Annotated in this window: 14 protein-coding genes and 1 tRNA gene; 5 read left to right on the top strand and 10 right to left on the bottom strand. The window is 72.1% G+C overall.

Translation table 11 applies throughout. The features are described 5' to 3' along the window. Nucleotides 1–160: 160 nt before the first annotated feature. The 6 genes from thrB to ACIO9J_RS08805 all read right to left on the bottom strand — a co-directional run bounded on the left by thrB (nt 161) and on the right by ACIO9J_RS08805 (nt 7,162). On the bottom strand, nt 161–1,078 hold the full coding sequence (thrB, locus tag ACIO9J_RS08830) for a homoserine kinase (protein ID WP_401994751.1): 918 nt from the start codon (nt 1,076–1,078) through the stop codon (nt 161–163). Between the two features lie 265 nt (nt 1,079–1,343). Further along, on the bottom strand, nt 1,344–2,402 hold the full coding sequence (gene thrC / locus ACIO9J_RS08825) for a threonine synthase (protein ID WP_401994748.1): 1,059 nt from the start codon (nt 2,400–2,402) through the stop codon (nt 1,344–1,346). Between the two features lie 6 nt (nt 2,403–2,408). Further along, entirely contained in the window at nt 2,409–3,701 is a 1,293-nt protein-coding gene (locus ACIO9J_RS08820) for a homoserine dehydrogenase (protein WP_401994745.1), read from the bottom strand. Between the two features lie 94 nt (nt 3,702–3,795). Continuing rightward, nucleotides 3,796–5,187, bottom strand: coding sequence for a diaminopimelate decarboxylase (gene lysA, locus ACIO9J_RS08815; RefSeq protein ID WP_401994742.1), 1,392 nt, complete (start codon nt 5,185–5,187; stop codon nt 3,796–3,798). 19 nt (nt 5,188–5,206) lie between these two features. Continuing rightward, entirely contained in the window at nt 5,207–6,391 is a 1,185-nt protein-coding gene (gene nrtL, locus ACIO9J_RS08810; RefSeq protein ID WP_401994739.1) for an ArgS-related anticodon-binding protein NrtL, read from the bottom strand. A gap of 219 nt (nt 6,392–6,610) precedes the next feature. Further along, nucleotides 6,611–7,162: a response regulator gene (locus ACIO9J_RS08805; protein WP_401994736.1), complete on the bottom strand. Its 552-nt coding sequence runs from the start codon at nt 7,160–7,162 to the stop codon at nt 6,611–6,613. A 200-nt stretch (nt 7,163–7,362) separates the two neighbouring features. Between ACIO9J_RS08805 and ACIO9J_RS08800 the strand changes: the two genes are divergently transcribed. Next, nucleotides 7,363–7,434: transfer RNA gene (locus tag ACIO9J_RS08800), tRNA-Arg, on the top strand. Nucleotides 7,435–8,099: 665 nt separating this feature from the next. Next, nucleotides 8,100–8,759 (top strand): hypothetical protein, encoded by a 660-nt coding sequence (locus ACIO9J_RS08795; RefSeq protein WP_401994734.1) that lies wholly within the window; start codon nt 8,100–8,102, stop codon nt 8,757–8,759. Between the two features lie 146 nt (nt 8,760–8,905). On the opposite strand, the gene ACIO9J_RS08790 is transcribed toward ACIO9J_RS08795, so the two are convergent. Continuing rightward, nucleotides 8,906–9,682, bottom strand: coding sequence for an endonuclease VII domain-containing protein (locus ACIO9J_RS08790; protein WP_401994731.1), 777 nt, complete (start codon nt 9,680–9,682; stop codon nt 8,906–8,908). 199 nt (nt 9,683–9,881) lie between these two features. Here ACIO9J_RS08790 and ACIO9J_RS08785 point away from each other — a divergent pair, with 199 nt between their 5' ends. The 3 genes from ACIO9J_RS08785 to ACIO9J_RS08775 are packed head-to-tail and all read left to right on the top strand — an operon-like array spanning nt 9,882 to nt 13,308. Continuing rightward, nucleotides 9,882–10,574, top strand: a complete 693-nt coding sequence (locus ACIO9J_RS08785) for a response regulator transcription factor (protein WP_401995917.1) — start codon at nt 9,882–9,884, stop codon at nt 10,572–10,574. Next, nucleotides 10,574–11,218 (top strand): DUF4255 domain-containing protein, encoded by a 645-nt coding sequence (locus ACIO9J_RS08780; protein WP_401994729.1) that lies wholly within the window; start codon nt 10,574–10,576, stop codon nt 11,216–11,218. Before ACIO9J_RS08785 ends, ACIO9J_RS08780 begins: the two co-directional genes overlap by 1 nt. After that, nucleotides 11,215–13,308, top strand: coding sequence for an ATP-binding protein (locus tag ACIO9J_RS08775; protein ID WP_401994726.1), 2,094 nt, complete (start codon nt 11,215–11,217; stop codon nt 13,306–13,308). The genes ACIO9J_RS08780 and ACIO9J_RS08775 overlap by 4 nt, the downstream gene beginning before the upstream one ends. Before the next feature lie 160 nt (nt 13,309–13,468). Here the strand turns inward: ACIO9J_RS08775 and ACIO9J_RS08770 are convergent, their stop codons facing one another. From ACIO9J_RS08770 to ACIO9J_RS08760, 3 genes are read right to left on the bottom strand one after another with little or no spacing between them, the layout of a single operon-like run. Continuing rightward, nucleotides 13,469–14,848, bottom strand: a complete 1,380-nt coding sequence (locus tag ACIO9J_RS08770; RefSeq protein WP_401994723.1) for a hypothetical protein — start codon at nt 14,846–14,848, stop codon at nt 13,469–13,471. 5 nt (nt 14,849–14,853) lie between these two features. Further along, complete coding sequence (locus tag ACIO9J_RS08765) at nt 14,854–16,449, bottom strand: peptidoglycan-binding protein (protein ID WP_401994720.1); 1,596 nt, start codon at nt 16,447–16,449, stop codon at nt 14,854–14,856. A gap of 53 nt (nt 16,450–16,502) precedes the next feature. Further along, complete coding sequence (locus ACIO9J_RS08760) at nt 16,503–19,838, bottom strand: AfsR/SARP family transcriptional regulator (RefSeq protein ID WP_401994717.1); 3,336 nt, start codon at nt 19,836–19,838, stop codon at nt 16,503–16,505. Between the last annotated feature and the right edge of the window lie 819 nt (nt 19,839–20,657).

Genomic DNA, 20,657 nt, shown 5'->3' with positions numbered 1-20,657 from the left:
CAGTTTGGGAGGCTCCCGGAAGAATGGTTGTCCCGGACGGGGACACAAAGCACCTCGCCATGGTGGGGTCGGGTGCAGACTTGAGATTAACACTACCGGATCCAACAAACATTCCCCCTCTCCGAACCCGGACACCCCGGGTTCAGTGTGTTTCCCCGCCTCAGGGCGCGAGCGGCAGCACGCTCGCCCCCGTGGCGTCGAGCGCCAGACGATTGGCCGCCCAGCCCTCTCCTGCGAGGCGTGCGACCTTGTCGGCCGCACTGTCTTCGGCCAGCGCGAGGACCGTGGGGCCCGCGCCGGAGATCACCGCGGGCACGCCGTCGGCGCGCAGCCGCTCCACCAGGGCGCCGCTCTCCGGCATGGCCGGGGCGCGGTACTCCTGGTGCAGCCGGTCCTCGGTGGCGGGCAGCAGCAGCTCGGGGCGCCTGGTCAGGGCCTCGACGAGCAGTGCGGCCCGGCCCGCGTTGGCGGCCGCGTCGACGTGCGGGACGGTGCGCGGCAGCAGTCCGCGCGCGGTCTCGGTGAGGACGGGCTTCCCGGGCACGAAAACCACCGGAACGATGGAATCGGCGGGGTCCATCCTGATCGCGCGGGCCGCTCCGCCGTCCATCCAGGAGAGCGTGAATCCGCCGAGCAGACAGGCGGCGACGTTGTCGGGGTGGCCCTCGATCTCGGTGGCGAGTTCGAGCAGCGCCGCGTCGTCGAGCTTGGCCTCGCCGCCTATCGTCACGGCGCGCGCGGCGACGATTCCGGCGCAGATCGCGGCGGATGAGGAGCCGAGGCCACGGCCGTGCGGGATGCGGTTGGCGCAGACGATCTCAAGTCCGCGCGGCTGTCCGCCCAGCAGGTCGAAGGCGGTACGCAGGGAGCGCACGAGCAGGTGCGACTCGTCGCGCGGGAGGGTCTCGCTGCCCTCCCCTGCGATGTCGATGTGCAGGCCGGAGTCGGCCACCCGGACGACCACGTCGTCGTACAGCCCCAGCGACAGGCCAAGGGCGTCGAAGCCCGGACCGAGGTTGGCGCTGGTGGCGGGGACGCGCACCCGGACGGCGGCGGCGCGGAACGCGGGACCGGCCATCGCTCGATGACTCTCCTTGAGCTGCGTGATTTCGAGGCTGCGTATTTTTACGCTGCGTATTTTCAACTACGTGCCACATGTACGGAAGACCCGGAGGCCGCGAACGACGGCGGCACCGCGGCATATGCGGCGGGCGGGTTCGGTACAGCCTATCGAAGGAAGGTTCTGTGGCGACATAGGGCGCACAGGAGGCGCACGATGCGTGTCGTAAGCCCCCTGTGCACCCCCTCTGCGGAGTTGCGGGTTTGCCCTGTTCGTACGGCGATTACGCCAGGCCGAGGCGCTCCGCGGCCGCGGCCGCGTCGACCGGGACGGTGACCGGCTGGGGCGCGCCGGCGACGGCCCAGTCGGGGTCCTTCAGGCCGTTGCCCGTGACAGTACAGACGATCCGCTGGCCCTTGTCGACCTTGCCCTGCTCGGCGGCCTTCAGCAGTCCGGCGACCGAAGCGGCCGACGCGGGCTCCACGAAGACACCCTCCTGGGACGCCAACAGCTTGTAGGCGCGCAGGATCTCACGGTCCGTCACCTCGTCGATGAAGCCGTCCGACTCGTCGCGCGCGGAGAGCGCGTGCTGCCACGACGCGGGGTTGCCGATGCGAATCGCGGTGGCGATCGTCGAGGGGTCCTTGACGATCTCGCCGCGCACGATGGGCGCCGAACCCGAGGCCTGGAAGCCCCACATCCGCGGAGTGCGCGTCGACACCGAGTCGGCGGCGTACTCCTTGTAGCCCTTCCAGTAGGCCGTGATGTTGCCGGCGTTCCCGACGGGCAGGACGTGGATGTCGGGGGCGTCGCCGAGCGCGTCGACGATCTCGAAGGACGCGGTCTTCTGGCCCTCGATGCGGTACGGGTTGACCGAGTTGACCAGCGCCACCGGGTAGTTCTCGGAGAGGCCGCGGGCCAGGTTCAGGCAGTCGTCGAAGTTGCCGTCGACCTGGAGGATCTTCGAGCCGTAGACGAGCGCCTGGCCCAACTTGCCGAGCGCGATCTTGCCCTGCGGGACGAGGACGGCGCAGACCATGCCGGCCCGCACCGCGTAGGCGGCCGCCGACGCCGAGGTGTTGCCGGTGGAGGCGCAGATGACGGCCTGCGCGCCCTCCTCCTTGGCCTTGGTGATGGCCATGGTCATGCCGCGGTCCTTGAAGGACCCGGTGGGGTTCGCGCCCTCGACCTTGAGGTGGACCTCGCAGCCCGTGCGCTCGGAGAGCACCTGCGCGGGCACGAGCGGCGTACCGCCCTCGCGAAGCGTCACGACCGGCGTCGTGCCGGAGACCGGAAGACGGTCCCGGTACTCCTCGATGATTCCGCGCCACTGGTGGGTCATTGCTGCTTACTCCCCTTCAACCCGCATGATGCTGGCGACACCACGCACGGTGTCGAGTTTGCGCAACGCGTCGACGGTGCCGGTGAGGGCGGCGTCGGGCGCGCGGTGAGTGACGACGACGAGGGAGGCCTCGCCGTCCTTGCCCGTCTGACGGACCGTGTCGATCGACACGCCGTGCTCGGCGAAGACCGTCGCGACCTGGGCGAGCACACCCGGCTTGTCGGCCACGTCGAGGCTGATGTGGTACCGCGTGACGACCTCGCCCATGGAGCCCACGGGCAGCTGGGTGTACGCGGAGTCGCCGGGTCCGGTGGCCTCGGCGAGCTTGTTGCGGCACACCGCGACGAGGTCGCCGAGGACGGCGGACGCGGTGGGCGCGCCGCCCGCGCCGGGGCCGTAGAACATCAGCTGGCCGGCGGCCTCCGCCTCGACGAAGACGGCGTTGTACGCGCCGCGGACCGAGGCGAGGGGGTGGCTGAGCGGGATCATCGCGGGGTGCACGCGCGCGGTGACGGACTCGCCGTCGGCGGCCCGCTCGCAGATCGCGAGGAGCTTGATGGTGCAGCCCATGCGCTTCGCGGACGCGAAGTCGGCGGCGGTCACCTCGCTCATGCCCTCGCGGTACACGTCGTCGAGCCGCACGCGCGTGTGGAAGGCGATGCCGGCGAGGATCGCGGCCTTGGCGGCGGCGTCGAAGCCCTCGACGTCGGCGGTCGGGTCGGCCTCGGCGTACCCGAGCGCGGTGGCCTCGTCGAGGGCCTCCTGGTAGCCCGCCCCCGTCGTGTCCATGGCGTCGAGGATGAAGTTCGTCGTCCCGTTCACGATGCCGAGGACGCGGTTGACCTTGTCGCCGGCGAGGGACTCGCGCAGCGGCCGGATCAGCGGAATGGCACCGGCGACGGCGGCCTCGTAATAGAGGTCCCGGCCGTGCTCGACGGCGGCGGCGTGCAGCGCGGCGCCGTCCTGCGCGATGAGCGCCTTGTTCGCGGAGACGACGGACGCGCCGTGCTCGAAGGCGGTGGTGATGAGGGTCCTGGCGGGCTCGATGCCGCCGATCACCTCGACGATGACGTCAATGTCACCCCGCTTGACCAGCGCGGTCGCGTCGGTGGTGATCAGTGACGGATCGATTCCCTCCCGCACCTTGGAGGGACGCCGCACGGCGACCCCGGCGAGCTCCACCGGGGCACCGATCCTGGCTGTGAGGTCGTCGGCGTGCGTCGTCATGATGCGCGCCACCTCTGAGCCGACTACTCCACAGCCCAGCAGCGCCACCTTCAGCGGACGCGTACGCATCATCCGACCTCACTTCTCCTACATCTACGGTGGGACCAGTCTCACCCACCGGAACGGACTTTCTATCCATTGTCCGGATTCTGAGACACCAATTTCATCATCCGACGTCGAGACGCAGGAGATCTTCCTCCGTCTCGCGCCGGACGATCACACGCGCCGCACCCTCGTCGACGGCCACGACGGGCGGCCGCAGCGCGTGGTTGTAGTTGCTCGCCATGGAACGGCAGTACGCGCCGGTCGCGGGCACGGCGATCAGATCGCCGGGCGCGAGGTCCGCGGGCAGGAACGCGTCACGCACCACGATGTCACCACTCTCACAGTGCTTGCCGACCACCCGGACCAGCATGGGCTCGGCGTCGGAGGAGCGGGAGACCAGGGCGACCGTGTACTCGGCGTCGTACAGCGCGGTACGGATATTGTCCGACATGCCGCCGTCGACCGAGACGTAGGTCCGCAGTCCGTCGAGCGGCTTGATGGTCCCCACCTCGTACAGCGTGAAGGCGGTCGGACCGACGATGGCCCGGCCTGGCTCGACGGAGATGCGGGGGGTGCTGAGCCGCGCGGCCGCGCACTCGCGCCCCACGATCTCGTTCAGCGCCTCGGCGATCTCGTGCGGCTCGCGCGGGTCGTCGTCGGAGGTGTACGCGATGCCGAGGCCACCGCCGAGGTCGATCTCGGGCAGCTCCACTCCGTGCTCGTCGCGCACCTCGGCGAGCAGCTGCACGACGCGGCGGGCCGACACCTCGAACCCGGCCATGTCGAAGATCTGCGACCCGATGTGCGAGTGGATCCCGATGAGTTCGAGCCCGTCGAGCTTGAGCGCCCGCCGTACGGCCTCGGCGGCCTGTCCCCCGGCCAGCGCGATGCCGAACTTCTGGTCCTCGTGCGCGGTGGCGATGAATTCGTGCGTGTGCGCCTCGACGCCCACCGTCACGCGGATCTGCACGCGCTGCCGCTTGCCGAGCCGCTCGGCGATGTGCGCGACGCGCACGATCTCCTGGAAGGAGTCGAGCACGATCCGCCCGACGCCGACCTCGACGGCCCGCTCGATCTCGTCCACGGTCTTGTTGTTGCCGTGGAAGGCGATGCGCTCGGCGGGCATCCCGGCGGCGAGCGCGGTGGCGAGCTCGCCACCGCTGCACACGTCCAGGTTCAGCCCCTCCTCGTGCAGCCAGCGCACGACGGCCCGGGAGAGGAACGCCTTGCCCGCGTAGAAGACGTCGGCGTCACCGCCGAACGCGTCGCGCCAGGCCCGGCAGCGCGCGCGGAAGTCGGCCTCGTCGATGAAGTACGCGGGCGTGCCGAACTCCTCGGCGAGCCGGGTCACCTCGATGCCGCCCATGCGGACGACGCCGTCGGCGGCGCGGGTGGCGGTACGGGACCAGACCTTGGCGTCGAGCGCGTTGAGGTCGGTGGGCGGGGCGGCGTAGTGCCCCTCGGGCAGGACGTCTGCGTGGCGGGGCCCGGCGGGGTGTGCGGAACGGCTCATGGCTCTGTCGTCTCGTCTTTCACAGATGGTCGGGTGCGCTGATGCCGAGCAGGGACAGGCCACCGGCAAGCACCGTCCCGGCGGCTTCGGCGAGCGCGAGCCGGGCGCGATGGGCGGCCGAGGGTTTCTCGTCACCGAGCGGCAGCACGGTGTGCTGGAAGACGAGCAGGGCGTCGGCGGTGGTGACGAGATGCCGCGCGAGCCGGTCCGGCGCGTGGTGGCGGGCGGCGGCGGCGAGGGTCGGGGGGTGGGCGGCGAGGGCGTCCAGGAGGGCGGATTCGGCGCTGGGGGGGTGGGGGGCGCCGGTGGGGTGGCTGGTGGCCTTACCTGTGGCGTCGCTGGTGACGTGACCAGCGGCATCGTTCGCGACACCCTCGTGGGCGGTGGGGTGGCTGGCGACGTCGCTCGCGGCGTTGCTCGTGGCGTCAGCTGTGGCGTCGCTCTCGAAGCCGAGGGCGGCGGCGTTGCGGGTGAGGGCGCGGGAGCGCGCGTGGGCGTACCGCACCCGGAACAGCGGGTTGCTCTCGCGCTGCGCGAGGTGCTCGTCGCCGATGCGGGGGTGGTCGTGCGCGGCGGGGTGGAGCAGGGCCCAGCGGGCGGCGTCGCGGCCGAGTCGGAGGGGGTCCTCCGGGGCCGGTACGGGGCGCAGGGTGCGGAGCTCTTGCGGCGGACGCCCGTACGCGTCGACCCGTACGTCGAGGACGCTCACCCAGTCGGGGTCCGGTGCCTCGTCGCAGGTGGTGCGGACCAGGACGCCCTGGGAGCGCAGGATCCGCCGCAGCGCGTCGGCGAGGACGACGGCACGGACCTCGTGGGGCACGTGCAGCTGGGCGACCTGCCCGGTGTCGGGGTGGACGTGTCCGTAACAGTGGCCGCGTTCGATCACCTCGCGTACGAGGGCGGTGGCGCGGGTGCCGCGCGTGCCGTCGAGGGTGATGTTCAGGAACCCGGGCCCGGTGATGTCGATCCCCGCGATACCGGGCTCGCCGGCGAGCCTCGGCGACAGGATCTCGGCCACTTCCCTGGCCGACCGCCCGGCCCCCCGGGCGACCTGCAGCGCGACGTTGGTGGCGTAGTCCCCACACCCCCCGGGCCCCGGCCGCCCGACCCGGACGACCTCGGGCACCTCCACGCTGAGCACCCCGTCATCGACGGCACGGCGCATGGCGCGCAGCACGGTGCGGGAGAGCTCGACGGGGGTCACGGGTCAAGCGTATGGGAGGAGGGGGGTGGGGAGGCGACTTGGTTTGGGGGATGGTCCGGGATGTGGACGGAGGGGGGTGGGGGGGCGTCGGGGGTGGGCGCCGTCCGGGACGGCGGGACGGGGAGCCACACGATCAGCTCGGGCGGGACGCCGTACGAGGCCGGACGTCGACCCGGGCCGACGGGGCGGCGCGTCGCGGGGCCGGGCCGGGCAGGGCGGTCAGGCGCCGGGGCGACCGGCGCATTCGGCTTCACCGGCGCTGCCGCCGGTGCGGCCGGCCGTGCTGTTGCCGGGGATGTCCCCGAGCCGATCGCCTCCCGCCGAAGTCCCCTTGGACCCACGCCCGTGGCCACCGTTCCCCTGCCCACTCCCCTGGCCTCTCCCAGGGTCACGCCCCTCGCGCTCCATCAACTGCCGTACGACCCCGACGAGTTCGCTGGGCTCGAAGGGCTTGGCGAGGAAGGCGTCGACGCCGACCTCTAGGCCGCTGTCGACCTCGTACTGCGTGCACGCGCTGACGATGACGATGGGCAGGTTCTGCGTGCGTACGTCGGAGCGGAGCCGGGCCGCGGTGCGCAGCCCGTCGAGCCGGGGCATGACGACGTCGAGGGTGATCACATCGGGCTGGACCTGCTGCACGACGTCCAGGCATTCGACACCATCGGCCGCGGTCACGACCTCGAAGCCCTCCAGCTCGAGGTTGACCCTGATCAGTTGCCGGATGACCTTGTTGTCGTCCACAACAAGCACGCGGCCGGGCACGCCTGACACAACTCGAGAGTAGGTCCGCACGGGCCACCGCGTCCGGGTTTTCCCCACTTCCGCCCCGTGCGGGGGAGCCCCCAGGGACACCCGCGCCACGAGCGCCGTCCGGGCCCACCCCGCTGACCACGGAAGCACGTAAATACCTGTTCATGGAGAGCCCCGGAGAGCTGGTAGGGTTCTACCCGTCGCCGCGCAAGCGCCGATACGCCCCCGTAGCTCAGGGGATAGAGCAACGGCCTCCGGAGCCGTGTGCGCAGGTTCGAATCCTGCCGGGGGCACTTCAGCTTGGACAGCCTAATCAAGGTGCTGACCAGCGAGAGTGCCAAGCGTAAAGACCCGGACTCAGTCCCACTGAGTCCGGGTCTTTGTCGTTACTCGCCACTGATCGCGAGTGAGTGGCGAGTGAGGATGAGCTGTTGCTCAGTTCTTCATGGCCGTCGATGCAGGCCTCGTAGCGACGGTGAATTACCTCCGGCGAGTTGCCCGCTGCGTGCCACCTCGGCAACTGGAACATTGTCCGGAGGAAGCGCGATGGGACGGGATTCTTGCCACACACGCCAGTAGCTCGATGTGCCAAGCACCTCCCCTAGCTCGACCCCGCTCAGCCCTTCCGCGGTGGCCACTCCGTCAACGTCCAAGGGTTGATGCGGTCACACGTCGCGGATCCGCCCGAGTGAGCACATGAGCGCATACCCCTTCGCACACGGTTCTTGCAGGTCAAAGCTCCTAGCGTGCGAGAACGCCACCTGCCCTCCGGAGCGTGGACGAATGTGGACGGGGCCTTGGAGCGTTTTCGCAGGTGGTGCCGTCCGTTCTTCGGCCGCGGCTGCCGTTCCCTCTGTCGGGCCGCGTCGAAGGCCAAGCATGATGTGACCCGCCAGGATCTGTCAGGCGCGTCTCGGGTACGCGTCATCGGCTGTCTCGTGGAGCAGTTGGGGGCCTCATGGATGTGACCACGCTTGCCGTCGCGCTCATAGGCGTCGCAGGCACGTTGGGCGGCACGCTGGGCGGGGCAGCCCTCAGCCAACGCGCCAGTCGGGCCGAGGCTCGGGAACAGAGCCTGCGCACCGATCGTCAACGCGAGCAGGAGCGGGCAGAGCAAGCAGTGCAAGCCAAGCGCGATCTCTACGCTCTCCTCAACACCACTGCTCGGGCTTACCGAATTGCCTGCAGGGACGTCGTCGAGGCTTCCGCCCGCGGCGAGGTTCTGGATCCGTCGCTCCTTGACGCCGCCAAAGAGGCCTGGGCCGAGCAATACTCACTGGCGCAGATGACGTTGGCCGGCGACGTCCTCGACGTTGCCTCCAGCCTGAACAGATCCCTCGGAGTCGGATACTCCGTCGTCAAGCAACTGCCAAGTGGCTCCGATCGTCAAGCGGCCTACCGACGAGCGACGGCATGGTTCATGGGCCCCCTGTCCGATGGCGTCTATCTGCTCCGAGTCGCTCTGCGGCAAGACCTGGGCGTCGAAGCCGAGGTCGAGGCCGAGTTCGAACGGTGGCGTCTGGAGGCGGTGACAGCTCTGGACAGTGCGCGGAACTCGCTCGCGCGGCAGTTGGAAGCGGAACGTCGTCCGGTCAATGGATCGGTAGATCTGCCGTGACGTGCCAAGGGGCCTCGTGATGCGGCGGCTGTCTCATTCGTATGCGCGGAACAGGTCCTCGACGCGTCGGTCGGCGACCCCGTGACGGCCCCATCTAGGCACTTCGCGTAGCGGGTCAGCAGAATCTCCACGCTGTGTCAGCGCGCTCAATCGACTACCCGGGTAACCTCGCGCAGCCCAATCCCCTCCCAATACCTCCCCGTATTCGTCCTCCGCAGCGTCCCGCCCAGCTTGTGCAGCGCCTCGTGGAGGCTCTGGACCGGGCAGGTGGTGCCTCCGGACCAGTCGGACCAAGCGGCGCGTACCGTGCTTGCCGGTATGCGGGGGTCCGTTGGTGGGGTCGGGGTCACCCTTTCCGCTATGAATCTGTCCAGGGCGTCCGCGTCCCTGGCTCTGCGGCGGGCCGCCAGTGCCGTGTCCTCGGCCACCTCGGCGAGGATCGCCTCCAACTCCTTGACGCGGGACTCGGACGCGGCCAGGGACTTCTCCGTGCGGGAGAGGCGGGCCGTCAGGCGGGATTCCTGGCGTTCCGCCGTCTCTTCGTCGCGGGATCTGCCCTGGTTCCAGGGTTCCGCCGCGTGGTCCTTGACCAGGTACTTGATGGCGGAGAGGAGGACGTCGACGCTGTCGCGCGCGTTGCCTAGGAGGAAGTTGCAGGACTGGCAGAGCGCGCCGCGGACCACGCCGGTGTCGTGGCAGTGGTCCACCGCGAAGATGCCGGACTCGAAACCGGATGCGGTCGCGTCGCAGATCATGCAAGCCTGTACGGCGCGGACGGCCTTCGTCTGTTCCACCGTCAGCGCGTACATGCTCGCCGTGAGCTGGACCGCCTGGACCTCCGTGCGGCAATCGTCGCCGCAGTAGCGGGCCGGGCCCGTCCGGACGAACGGCGTTCCGCACTGTTCACAGTCCTTGGTCGTCATTCCCCACAGTCCCCACAGTCCGTACGGTCCGTACGGTCCTTGATCGGCTTTGGCGTGGGCGAGACTAGCTCGCCGGACAGCTGGACAGCTGGACAGCAGGTGTTCCCGCCGCCGGCACCCCCGCCCGACGCCCCGCGCAAGCCCCGTTGATCCATCGGCAATCGAATGTTGATTCGTCATGCGCACCCTGTGCCTATTGATGCTCGGGGGAAGACAGGGAAAACCAGTGCCAGATACACGTATCTCCGTGGCTGTGCATGCCGCGGATCCCTTGGGGCGGGCCGGGGTCATCAGTCACCTCCGGCAGCAGCCCAGTGTCGAGCTGGTGGATCGCGTCGGGAGTGCCGAGGCGGTCGCCGATGACTCGGGGCAGGTCGCCGTCATGCTCGTCGACCGGCTCGACGAGGTCGCGGGTGCCGAGCTGCGACGGCTCGTCAGATGTGGCGAGCAGCGCGTCGTGCTGATCGCCACCGAGCTGCGCGAGCCCGAGCTGATGGCCGTCGTGGAGTACGGCGTGCAGGCCATCCTCTGGCGCCACCAGGCCACCCCGCAGAAGCTGTTGCGCGCGGTGCACAGTGCCGCGCGCGGTGAGGGCGAGCTGCCGCCGGACCTGATCAACCGGCTCATGACCCAGCTCGGTCAGCTGCGGCGGTCCGCGCTCGACTCCTCGCCCGGCGCCTCCGGGGCGCTCGTGCCGACGCTCGGCATGGCCCCGCGCGAGGTCGACGTCGTGCGGCTGATCGCCGAAGGGCTCGACACCAAGCAGATCTCGGAGAAGCTCGCCTACTCCGAACGGACCGTCAAGAACGTTCTGCACGCGCTGATGACGCGCCTGCAGCTGCAGAACCGCGCGCATGCCGTCGCGTACGCGCTGCGGGAGGGGTACATCTAGTGATTCACGACGTCGACGAGGTCCTGCGCGGGTTGCTGCGCGGGGCCCTTCCCGACGCGGCCGGTGACGTCGTCTTCGAGGCGCCCACGCGGGACTGGGCCGCCCGGCGGAACGCTCCCACGCTCAACGCCTATCTCTACGACATCCGCGAGGACGTGGCCCGGCGCGAGCGCGGCGCCTACGCCGAGCGCGGGCCCGACGGCACGGTGCTGCGCAGGCGGCAGCCGCCCCGCTGGTTCCGGCTCTCGTACCTGCTCACCGCCTGGACCAACCGGCCCGAGGACGAGCACCGGCTGCTCTCCGCCTGTCTCGGCGCCCTCCTCCCCCACGAGCTGCTGCCACCCGCCGCGCTGCCCGAGTCGCTCGCCGCGCTGAACGCCTCGATGCCGCTCAGCGTCGCCGTGCCGCCGCCCGAGTCACGGTCGATCGCCGACATCTGGTCCGCGCTCGGCGGTGAGCTCAAGCCGTCGCTCGACGTCGTGGTCACCGTGCCGTTCCCGGTCTCGCCCACGTACGAAGTGGCGCCGCCGGTCACCGAGAGCGCGGTCGTCGTCCGCGGGTTCGACGGCGAGAACGCCGACGCGCGGCCCCGTGTGCTGCGCAAGTCCGTCGCGGACCGGGGCGACCGTACGGAGGGTCCGTGAGCGGGCCCTACCCCCTGCTCGGCCGGCTCGACGCGCTGCGCGCCCGCGTGGCCGAGCTCGTCGAGCGGCGCGGCACCGACGATCCCACCGCGGGCGATCCGCTGCGCGGGCTGTACGTGACGGCCGAGAGTGCGATGCGGATCGCTCGGGAAGGAGCGGCGGCCCCGGGGAGCGGCAGCCCCGGGGAGGGCGTGGAGGGCCTTGCCACGGACGGCGTCGACGGTGAGGCGTCGCTTCCGGACAGTTTCCGTGAGCTCGCCCGTGTCTTCGCCCTCAGCCCGCTCGACCAGCACATCCTCCTCGCCGCGCTCGCTCCCGACGTCGACCGTCGTTTCGAGCCGTTGTACGGGTACCTCAACGACGACGTCGGACGGCGCCGGGCCACCATGGCGCTGGCGCTCGACCTCGTCGGGACCGGGCCGCACGACCCCGTCGCGCGCGGGCGCTTCCATCCGCTGGCGCCGCTGCGTGCCGGTGGGCTCGTCCAGCTCGAGGACGAGGAGCGGCCGTTGCCGGGGCAGGCGTTGCGGGTGCCCGAGCGGGTGGTGGCCTGGCTGCTCGGCGATGACGGCGTCGATCCCGAACTCGTGGGCGGCGGAGTGGAGTTGCTGCCCGTCGAGGGGGACGTGGTCGCGCCGCGAGAGGGTGTCGCCGCTCGGCTCGCCGCCGTCGCCGCCGCTCAAGGTCCTCTCCTCGTGCATCTGCGCGAGCGCAGGGAGGGCACCGCCGCCGAGCCGGTGGCCGACGCGTTGCGGGCGGCGGGACTGCCCGTCCTGCTGTACCGGCCCGCGCTCTCGGACGGCTCGGGGGCCGGGAACGTACCGGGGCGGGCCGGCGAGTCCGAGCAGGCCGCCGCCCTGACCGCGCGCACCTGTGTCGCGCTGCTCCGCGAGGCACGGCTGCGTGGCGCCGCGCTCCTCGTAGGGCCGTTGTCCGCCGAACCCGGCCCGCTCGTACGGCAGTTGGCGACCGGCGACGTACCCGTGGTGTTCTTCGGCAGCGACGCCTACGACCCGGGCTGGGTGCCGGACGCCGGGATCCTCGCCCTGGAGGCGCCGCAGGAGCAGACCGACGCACCGCGCGCCTGGCGGGCGGGGCTCGGGCAGGACGCGGAGCTGGGGTTCGACCTGCCGGAGGCCATCGCGCCCTACCGGCTCGGCGAGGCCCAGATCCGGCGGGCCGCCCGCGCCGCCGTCGGTCTCGCCGCCTTCGAGGGCACGGGGCTGACCGCCGCGCACGTCCAGCTCAGCGCACGGCAGCAGTCGGCGCCGCTCCTGGACCGGCACGCCCGGCGGATCCGGCCCGCGGTGGGCTTCGACGATCTCGTACTGCCCGATGAACCACTGGGCCTGCTGCGGGAGTTGGCGCTGCGGGCCCGGCACCGCGATCAGGTGCTCGGCGAGTGGCGGCTGCGCACCGGGGGCGGCCGCGGGCGCGGCGTGATCGCGCTGTTCGCGGGCGACTCGGGCACCGGCAAGACGCTCTCCGCCGAGGTGGTCGCCGGTGAACTCGGCCTCGACCTCTATGTGGTGGACCTGTCGGCCGTGGTCGACAAGTACATCGGCGAGACCGAGAAGAACCTGGAGCGGATCTTCGCCGAGGCGGACCGCACCGACTCGGTGCTCCTGTTCGACGAGGCGGACGCCGTCTTCGGCAAGCGGTCCGAGGTGAAGAGCTCGCACGACAGGTACGCCAACCTGGAGAGCGCCTATCTGCTCCAGCGCCTCGAAGCCTTCGACGGGATCGCCGTGCTGACCACCAATCTGCGGGCGAACATCGACGACGCGTTCACCCGGCGGCTCGACTTGGTGGTCGACTTCCCGTTCCCCGACGTGGAACAGCGGATCGCGCTGTGGCACACCTGCCTCGCGGGCACGCCGCGCGCGGCGGACATCGAGGACGAGATCACGCGCTGCGCCAAGGACTTCGAGCTGGCGGGCGGCGCGATCAGGTCGGCCGCGGTGACCGCCGGGTATCTCGCGGCGGGGCACGGCGGTCCCGTCTCGGGCGCGGACGTACGGGCCGGTGCGCGCCGGGAGTACCGCAAGATGGGCCGGCTGGAGCCGGGGGTCTCGCTGCCCTGGCGGTGAGCCCGCCCGGCAGGGTCCTGACGGATACGCGGAAGCGGGTGGTGCGCCGAGGCGCGCCACCCGCTTCCCGCTGTTCAGGGGCGTTGTGCCCGGAGACTCAGCCCTGTTCAGGGGCGTTGTGCCCGGAGCCAGCCCTGTTCAGGGGGCGTTGTGCCCGGACTCAGCCCTGCTCCGGCCAGCCGTCGATCGTCCAGCCCATGCTGTTGCGGTCGTCGCACTTCCACGTGACCGCGCTCGTGTCGTTCTGCATGTCGACCAGGCACTCGCCGGAGCCGACCGCGACGATCCGCGTCTTGCCGTCCGGGCGCTTCTCCAGCTTCCACTTCTGGTTGTCGCGCAGGCGTCCGGTCTTGATGTCCTCCGGAGCGGCGTGGACGACCTGGACGATGTTGGTGTTCTCCTTCTGGTCCATCACCATGCCGGGGGCGCTGGCGGGAGTCAGGGAGTAGGTGTCGGACTCGGGGTAGTGGTGCAGGATCCAGTCCTGGTTCTTGCCGAACTTGTCCGTGAGGTCGGGGTTCTGGCCGACGTACGTGCCGTCGGTCTGCTCGCCCTTCACGACCTCCAGGTACCAGCCGCTGCCCTCGACGCTGCGGATGGTGTGCGTCTTGGGGCCCTTGGGCTTGTCGTCGCCGCCACCGCCGCCACCGCCCGGCTTGTTGTCGCCGCCGCCACCGCCGGTGTCCTGCTTCGGGGGCTCCGGCTCCTCCTTCTTCTCGGAGGGCTTGGGCTTGGGCGCCGGCTTCATGTCGTCGTTCTGCGGCAGCGGCTTCTGCTGCTCGATCTTCTCCTTGGCCTGCGTGGAGAAGGCCGGCTTGTGCTGGAACCACACCACGGCGAACGCGATGGCCAGCGCCAGGAGCATCGAGCCGACGACCGCCACCCAGCGCGGGATCACCGACGGCTGGACGTAGGTGCCGCGCAGTTCGACCGGTTCGGTGACACCGGCCCGCAGCACGGAGACGGCGAAGGGGTGCTTGCGGGTGCCTCCGATCCAGCTCACCGCGCCGGGCTTGATCCCGAGGTCCGCGAAGGCGGCCCGGCCCGGGGAGACCTGGACGGAGCCGGGGTCGGAGACGACCTCGATCTCCTCGCCGTTCTCGCGCCCCGAGAAGGAGGTGGTCAGCGGCTGGTTGCCGAGGTTGTCCACGGCGATGGCGGCCTTGGCGCGGATCCGGCCGCGGACGACCGAGGGCACCAGTTCCGAACGGAGTTCGGTGAACGGGCCGACCGTCACCTGGCCCTCGACCACGCTGGTGGCCTCGGGTGCCTCGCGCGGCTGCACCCGGACGCCGAACGGCGTCGGGCCCGCCTGCGCGTCCGAGGTTCTCGGCGGGGCGATGTCGATCTCGGCGATGCCCTCCGCGCCGGGATACAGGCGCAGCACGTCGGGCTGGACGCGGGACCAGCCGGCCACCGCTCCGACCATGTGCAGCCGGTACTCCTCGACCGTGTCACCTGTGTTGCGGATCCGTAGACGCACCTTCGCCACGGAGCCGGGCTCCACGGTGGTCGCCGTAGGTTCCAGTGCGCTCCACATATAGCTCAACGCCCTACCACTCCGGGGTTCTTCACGCTTCCGCCGACCATGGCCTGCAAGGTGGCGCTGTCCGCGACACCGCTGGCGGGCAGGCCGACCGCCTTCTGGTAATCCTTGATGTGCTGGGCCGTGTTGCTGCCGTATCTGACGGTCTTCGGGGCCTGTCGGCCGTTCTCGAAGTAGCTGACGCCGTACTGGGCGTAGGCCCGGTCGCGGTCCAGGTCGTCGTCGCTGATGCCGGCCTGCGAGGCCCACCAGAACGCCGCCTCCAACTGCACGACCTGCCAGTTGTCCGATCCCGAGCGGACGTCGTCGGGCCTGATGCCCTGCGCCCACAGCGAGGTGAGGGTGGCCCGGCCCAGGGTGCCCTCCTCGTCGGTGGCGAAGATCTGCGCCGTGTTGTGGCCGGTGCTCTCGCCGTCGCGGATCACGGCCCGCTGGTAACAGATCAGGCTGGCCTCGGTGTTGGCGTCGATCACGCCGGGCGACCAGTCGCCGGTCAGCTGGCACTTGTTCTTCGAGCCGAGCGCTTCGAGGCGGCGCTGGGCGTACTCGACGACGACGTCCTTCTGGTAGCCGCGTCCCCACGCCGGTCCCACCTTGGCCGTGCTGCCGCCGCCGCTCTTGGTCTTCTTCGCGGCGGAGCCACCGCCGTCGGAGCCGCTGCCGCCGCCACCGCCGCCGGAGGACGAGCCGGAGCCGCCGCCGGGGCCCGCGGGCGCCTCGGCGCCGCCGCCCCCGTCGCCGCCGGTGTCCTTGCCCTTCGGGGGCGGGGGCGCGTCGTCGAGCTGTTCCTTCTCGCCGCCCTGCGGCGCCGCGTTGGGCGTGGCGGCGGCCTGGTTCTCCTTGGCCCCGCCGGACACCTTGGGCGAGAAGGAGAACCAGAACACGACGAAGGCGACGGCGAGCGCCGCGACGACGCTGCCGACGGTGAGCAGCCAGCGGGGCAGGACCGGGCGCTGGTCGAAGCTGCCCGGCATTTCGTAGGCGTTCTCGTCGCCGGAGCGGCGCACGGAGACGGTCAGCGGGTGCGGCTGGGCCGCGCCCGTCCACCGCACCTGCTGGGGGCGGACCGTGATCCGGGCGAACGCGGCGCGGCCGGGGGCCACCTGGATGCTGCCGGGGTCCACGTCGAAGGAGAGCCGGCCCGCGTCGTCGCGGGCGCTGAGCGCCGCGGTGAGCGGGGTGTTGCCGAGGTTGTCCACGGCGACGGACGCCCGGCCCCGGAAGCGTCCGACGACGGTGGGCGGCAGGAGTTCGGCCCGCACCTCGACGAACGGCGAGACGGTGACCTGGCCCTCGACGACGTCGCGGCTCTCCGGCTGTTCCTTGGGCTGGACGCGGATGCCGAACGGCGTGGGGCCCGCCGGGGCGTCGGGCGAGCGGGGCGGCGCGAAGGAGATCTCGGCGGTGCCCTCGCTGCCCGGGTACAGGCGCAGGACCTCGGGTTCGACGCGGGACCAGCCCGCGGGGGCGCCGACCACCGTGAGGCGGTACTCCTCGACCGTGTCGCCGGTGTTGCGTACACGAAGCCGCGCAGCGGCACGGTCACCGGGATCGACCGACACCGCGGCCGGGTCCAGGGAGTTCCACCACGTCATATGGGGCACGGTAGAGGGCGTGCTCCGGTGTTCCCCTGTACGAAAGGGCCGCCTCAGGGGCAGACCGGGCTGCCCTTGCGTCCCTGTTCCGGTGCCGCGTCCAACTCGGCGAGCACCGCGGCGATTTCGATGGCCTCCACGGCGCCGCGCCGCTCCATGACGCGGTGCGCGCCGCGCAGGGCGGCGCGGGCCCCTTCCAGGTCTCCGCCCGCGAGCAGCGCCCTGCCGCGCGCGGCCCTCGCCAGCGCCCGGCAGAACACGTCGCCGAGCTCGCTCTCCATGGTCAGGGCCTGGTCCGCGCAGGTCAGGGCCTCCGCGGGGCGGCCTTCGGCGAGTTCGCAGGAGGCGAGGCGGGCCCAGCACAGCGCCTCCCAGCGGGGCGAGCGCGACCAGCGGTGCAGCCGCTGTGCCTCGCGCAGCCGGTCGGCGGCCTCGGCCGCGCGTCCTTCGCCGAGCAGGGCGCAGCCGATCTGGTAGAGGGCGTGCGCGAGGGTGGCGGTGCTGCCGGAGGCGCGGGCCTGGCCCAGCGCCTCGGCCCGCGCGGTGTCCGCGTCCGCGTGCCGCCCGAGCGCGGCGTAGGCGCGGACCAGGTGGGCGAGGACCTGGATCCGGTCGCCGCGGCCCTCCAGCGCGCCGAACCTGTCGTAGGCGCGCGTGAGTTGTTCGACGGCCTCCTCGGCGCGGCCCATGCCCATGAGCACGATGCCCAGTTCGTGGCTGCTCTCGGCGCCGACGAGCGGGTCGCCCGCGGACTCACCGAGGCGCAGGCTCTCGCGCAGGAGGCGTTCGGCGCGGGCGTACGTCTCGGTGCCGTAGTGCAGGGTGCCGAGGAGGCGCAGGGCGCGGCCCGCGGAGAGGTCGTCGCCGTGCCGCCGGGCGGTCTCCAGGGCCAGTTCGGTGAGCGGTTCCAGGTCGCGGTGGCGTGCGGTGCCCGCCACCAGGTGGGACCAGGCGGTGAGCAGGTCGACGGTGGGGCGCAGGCCCGGCGGCGGTGTGCCGGTGGCCGCGTCGGGGCCCGGGGCCTCGTCGGGTATGTGGCGCAGGGCGTTCTCCGCGGCCGCGTACAGCCGGGTGTGGGCCACCACCAGCCAGTCGTGCGCGGCGGCCGCGTCGGGCAGGTGCTTGCCGTCGGATGCGGGCCGGTGCAGCAGTGCGGGCAGCACGCTCTGCGGTTTCGTACGGCGGATCGCGGTGATGACGGTGGCCAGTACGTAGTCGAGGAAGCGGAGGCGGGCCGCGGCGCGTTCGGCGGCGCTCTCCTCGCGCTCGCACTGGCGGGCGGCGAACAGCCTGACCAGGTCGTGATAGCGGTAGCGGTCGTCGTCGTGCAGCTCCATGAGGCCCGCGTCGACCAGGCGTTCCACGGTCGCCTCCGCCTCCTCCTCGCTCAGGTCGAGCAAGGACGCGGCGGCGCCCCGGCAGAACGAGGGCATGTAACAGAGCGACAGGATGCGGAAGGCGCGGGCGAGTTCGGGTGCGAGCACCTCGTAGCCGAGCCGGAAGGTGGCCTCGACGCCGAGGTCGGCCACCCGCAGCTCGTCCAGCCTGCGGCGTTCGTCGCGCAGCCGGGCCGCGAGGTCGGCGACGGAACGTCCTGGCCGCGCGGCGAGCCTGGCGGCGGCGATCCGGACGGCGAGCGGCAGCCCGCCGCAGGCGGCGACCAGTTCACCGGCGGCCGCGGGTTCGGCCTCGACCCGCTCGGCGCCGACGATCGTGGCGAGCAGCCCGAGGGCCTGCGCCTCGTCCATGACGTCGACGTCGACGAGGCGTACGCCGGGCAGCGCGATGGTGCGCGAACGGCTGGTCACCAGGACCGCGCAGCCCGGGGTGCCGGGCAGCAGCGGGCGGACCTGCGCGGTGTCGCGGGCGTTGTCGAGGAGTACGAGGACCCGGCGTCCTGCGAGCAGGGAGCGGTACAGGGCGGTCTGCTGGTCGAGACCGTCGGGCACGGCACCCTCGGGTACGCCGAGGGCGCGCAGGAATCCGACCAGGGCGCTGGCGCTGCGGCCGTCCGGCGAGGCGTCGGGGGCGGCGCCCAGGTCCACGTAGAGCTGCCCGTCGGGGAACTCCGCGCGCGCGGCGTGCGCCACGTGCACCGCGAGGGTGGTCTTGCCGACGCCGCCGAGTCCGGTGAGCGCGGCCATCGCCATGGTGCTGCCGTCGACGGCGGTGCGCAGCACCTCGGAGAGCGCGGCGGCCTCCAGCTGCCGCCCCGCGAAGTCCGGTACGTCCGGGGGCAGTTGGGCGGGGACGGGGTTCATGCGGGTGGGCGCGTCGGGCGACTGCGCCTGGGCGGCGCGGCGGCGGGGCGGGGGCGCGCCCTGGCCCGGGGCGGCAGGTCCTTGCGTACGGGGATGGGGCGCGGTGCCCTCGGAGGGCACCGCGTCGTCCGGGGCGGCGAGGGTCTCGGGGGCTTCGGTGCACATCGGGCGCCTGACGGCGACACCGGCGGCCGGGCGCCGGTCGCGTGCGCGGGCCTGGGCGTCCACTTCCTCGCGGTCCGGGGCGCGGGTGGCGCCGCGTTCCCTGGCCGCGTCGGGGGCCCGCCGCGTGGCGCCCGCGCGCTGCGCGCCGACGCGCTGGGACGGGCCCTGCCGGACCGTTCCCGCGGTGCGCCTGGGGGCCGAGGGCGCCGGGAACGTGTCGCCGTTCAGGAGGTCCTCGTGGAGCGTGGCGAGTTCCGCGCCGGGGTCGACGCCGAGCTCCGTGGCCAGGGTGCGGCGGGTGGTCTCGTAGACGGCGAGGGCGTCCGCCTGCCGGCCTCCCCTGCGCAGGGCCAGCATCAGCAGGGCCTGGGCGCGCTCGCGCAGCGGGTGCTCGGCGGCGAAGGCGCGCAGCGGCGGGGTGGCCTCCGAGTAGCGGCCAAGCTCCAGGGCGCAGGCGAAGAGTTCTTCCTGCGCCGTGACGGAGAGTTCGGTGAGCCGGTCGCGCTGGCGCTCGGCGTAGGGGCCTTGCAGTCCGGCGAGGGGGGCGCCGTTCGACAGGGCGACGGCGGCGGTCAACTCGCCGTAGGCGCCCGCGTGTTGGCGGGCGCCGCGCAGTCGGCGGGCGGCGGTGAGCCGGTCTTCGAGGGCGGTCGCGTCGAGCGCGGCGCGCGGCACGCGCAGGGCGTAGCCGCCGGCCGCGGAGACGAGGAGGCTGGCGCGCCCCCTGGCCTGCCGGTCGGGTTCGAGCAGGGAGCGCAGCCGGGAGACGTACGTACGGAGGGTGCCGACCGCGCGCGGCGGCGGCTCCTCGCCCCACAGCGCGTCCACCAGCTCGGAGACGGACACGGGGCGGCCGTGGCTGAGAAGCAGCACTGCCAGGGTGGCGCGCTGCTGCGGAGAGCCGAGCGCCAGCTGCCGCCCGGCGCGCCAGGCGCGGACGGGCCCGAGCAGCTGAAAACTCAACGCGTGCCCGGGGTCGCCCGGAGCGTTCAGGCTTCCGGGGCCGCCCGGAACGCTCAGGCTCCCCGGGCCGCCGGGACCGTTCGGACTCCCGGGTCCACCCGCACCGTTCAGGCTCCCAGGGCGGCCGGAACCGTTCAGGCCCCCAGGACCACCCGCACCGTTCAGGCTCCCCGAGCCACCCCGGCCACCGTGATCACCCGGTACGGCCGGACCTCCGAGCCCGCCCGGCTCCCGCAGGCCGCTCAGCGCGGCCGGGACACCCGAGCCGCTCGCGTCACCGGCACCGCTCGGATCGCCCGCACCGCTCGGGTCACGCAGGCCGCCCGGACCCCCCGGGCGGCCTGGACCAGTCCATTCCGCTTCGGTTTCCGTGTTTCGGCCCGCGTCGCCGTCCGCGTCGCCCCGCATTGTCAGCCCGCACCCCTTGCCCCGTGACGCACCGCGAATGTGCCCGTTCGTACTGGCCGCGGTTGGCCATACGCACCAAACGTTACGTCAGTGCCCCGGGCCACCAGGACCCCGTACGAACCTTGCCCACCTTGTTGACCAGCAATTGACATGAAATGAGCCACCAGGTGAGGCATACGCGCCATCGAGGGGTCACATTCGGCCGGGCCCGCGCGCCGTCTTCCCCTCCATGATCGAACGGGCAGTCCACCCTGCCCCCGGGGACGTCCGTCCGCCTCTGTGACGAGGAGCACCCGCGCCGCACCATCGGCACGGGCGTCCGAACACCGACCGGACCGATCCCGCGCGATGAGCCGCGTCACGTGCCGTGCGCCGCCCGTCGATCCGGGCGGTGGCCGAACGGGCAGTGGC

The sequence above is a fragment of the Streptomyces sp. NPDC087300 genome (assembly GCF_044744425.1).
Taxonomy (GTDB): Bacteria; Actinomycetota; Actinomycetes; order Streptomycetales; family Streptomycetaceae; genus Streptomyces.
This window is presented reverse-complemented; position numbering and strand designations above follow the sequence as displayed.

Bases quoted from the DNA above. Each gene is read 5' to 3' on its own strand.
- thrB (WP_401994751.1), bottom strand. From the start codon at position 1,078: ATGGCCGGTCCCGCGTTCCGCGCCGCCGCCGTCCGGGTGCGCGTCCCC.
- thrC (WP_401994748.1), bottom strand. From the start codon at position 2,402: ATGACCCACCAGTGGCGCGGAATCATCGAGGAGTACCGGGACCGTCTT.
- ACIO9J_RS08820 (WP_401994745.1), bottom strand. From the start codon at position 3,701: ATGATGCGTACGCGTCCGCTGAAGGTGGCGCTGCTGGGCTGTGGAGTA.
- lysA (WP_401994742.1), bottom strand. From the start codon at position 5,187: ATGAGCCGTTCCGCACACCCCGCCGGGCCCCGCCACGCAGACGTCCTG.
- ACIO9J_RS08795 (WP_401994734.1), top strand. From the start codon at position 8,100: ATGGATGTGACCACGCTTGCCGTCGCGCTCATAGGCGTCGCAGGCACG.
- ACIO9J_RS08790 (WP_401994731.1), bottom strand. From the start codon at position 9,682: ATGACGACCAAGGACTGTGAACAGTGCGGAACGCCGTTCGTCCGGACG.
- ACIO9J_RS08785 (WP_401995917.1), top strand. From the start codon at position 9,882: ATGCTCGGGGGAAGACAGGGAAAACCAGTGCCAGATACACGTATCTCC.
- ACIO9J_RS08770 (WP_401994723.1), bottom strand. From the start codon at position 14,848: ATGTGGAGCGCACTGGAACCTACGGCGACCACCGTGGAGCCCGGCTCC.
- ACIO9J_RS08765 (WP_401994720.1), bottom strand. From the start codon at position 16,449: ATGACGTGGTGGAACTCCCTGGACCCGGCCGCGGTGTCGGTCGATCCC.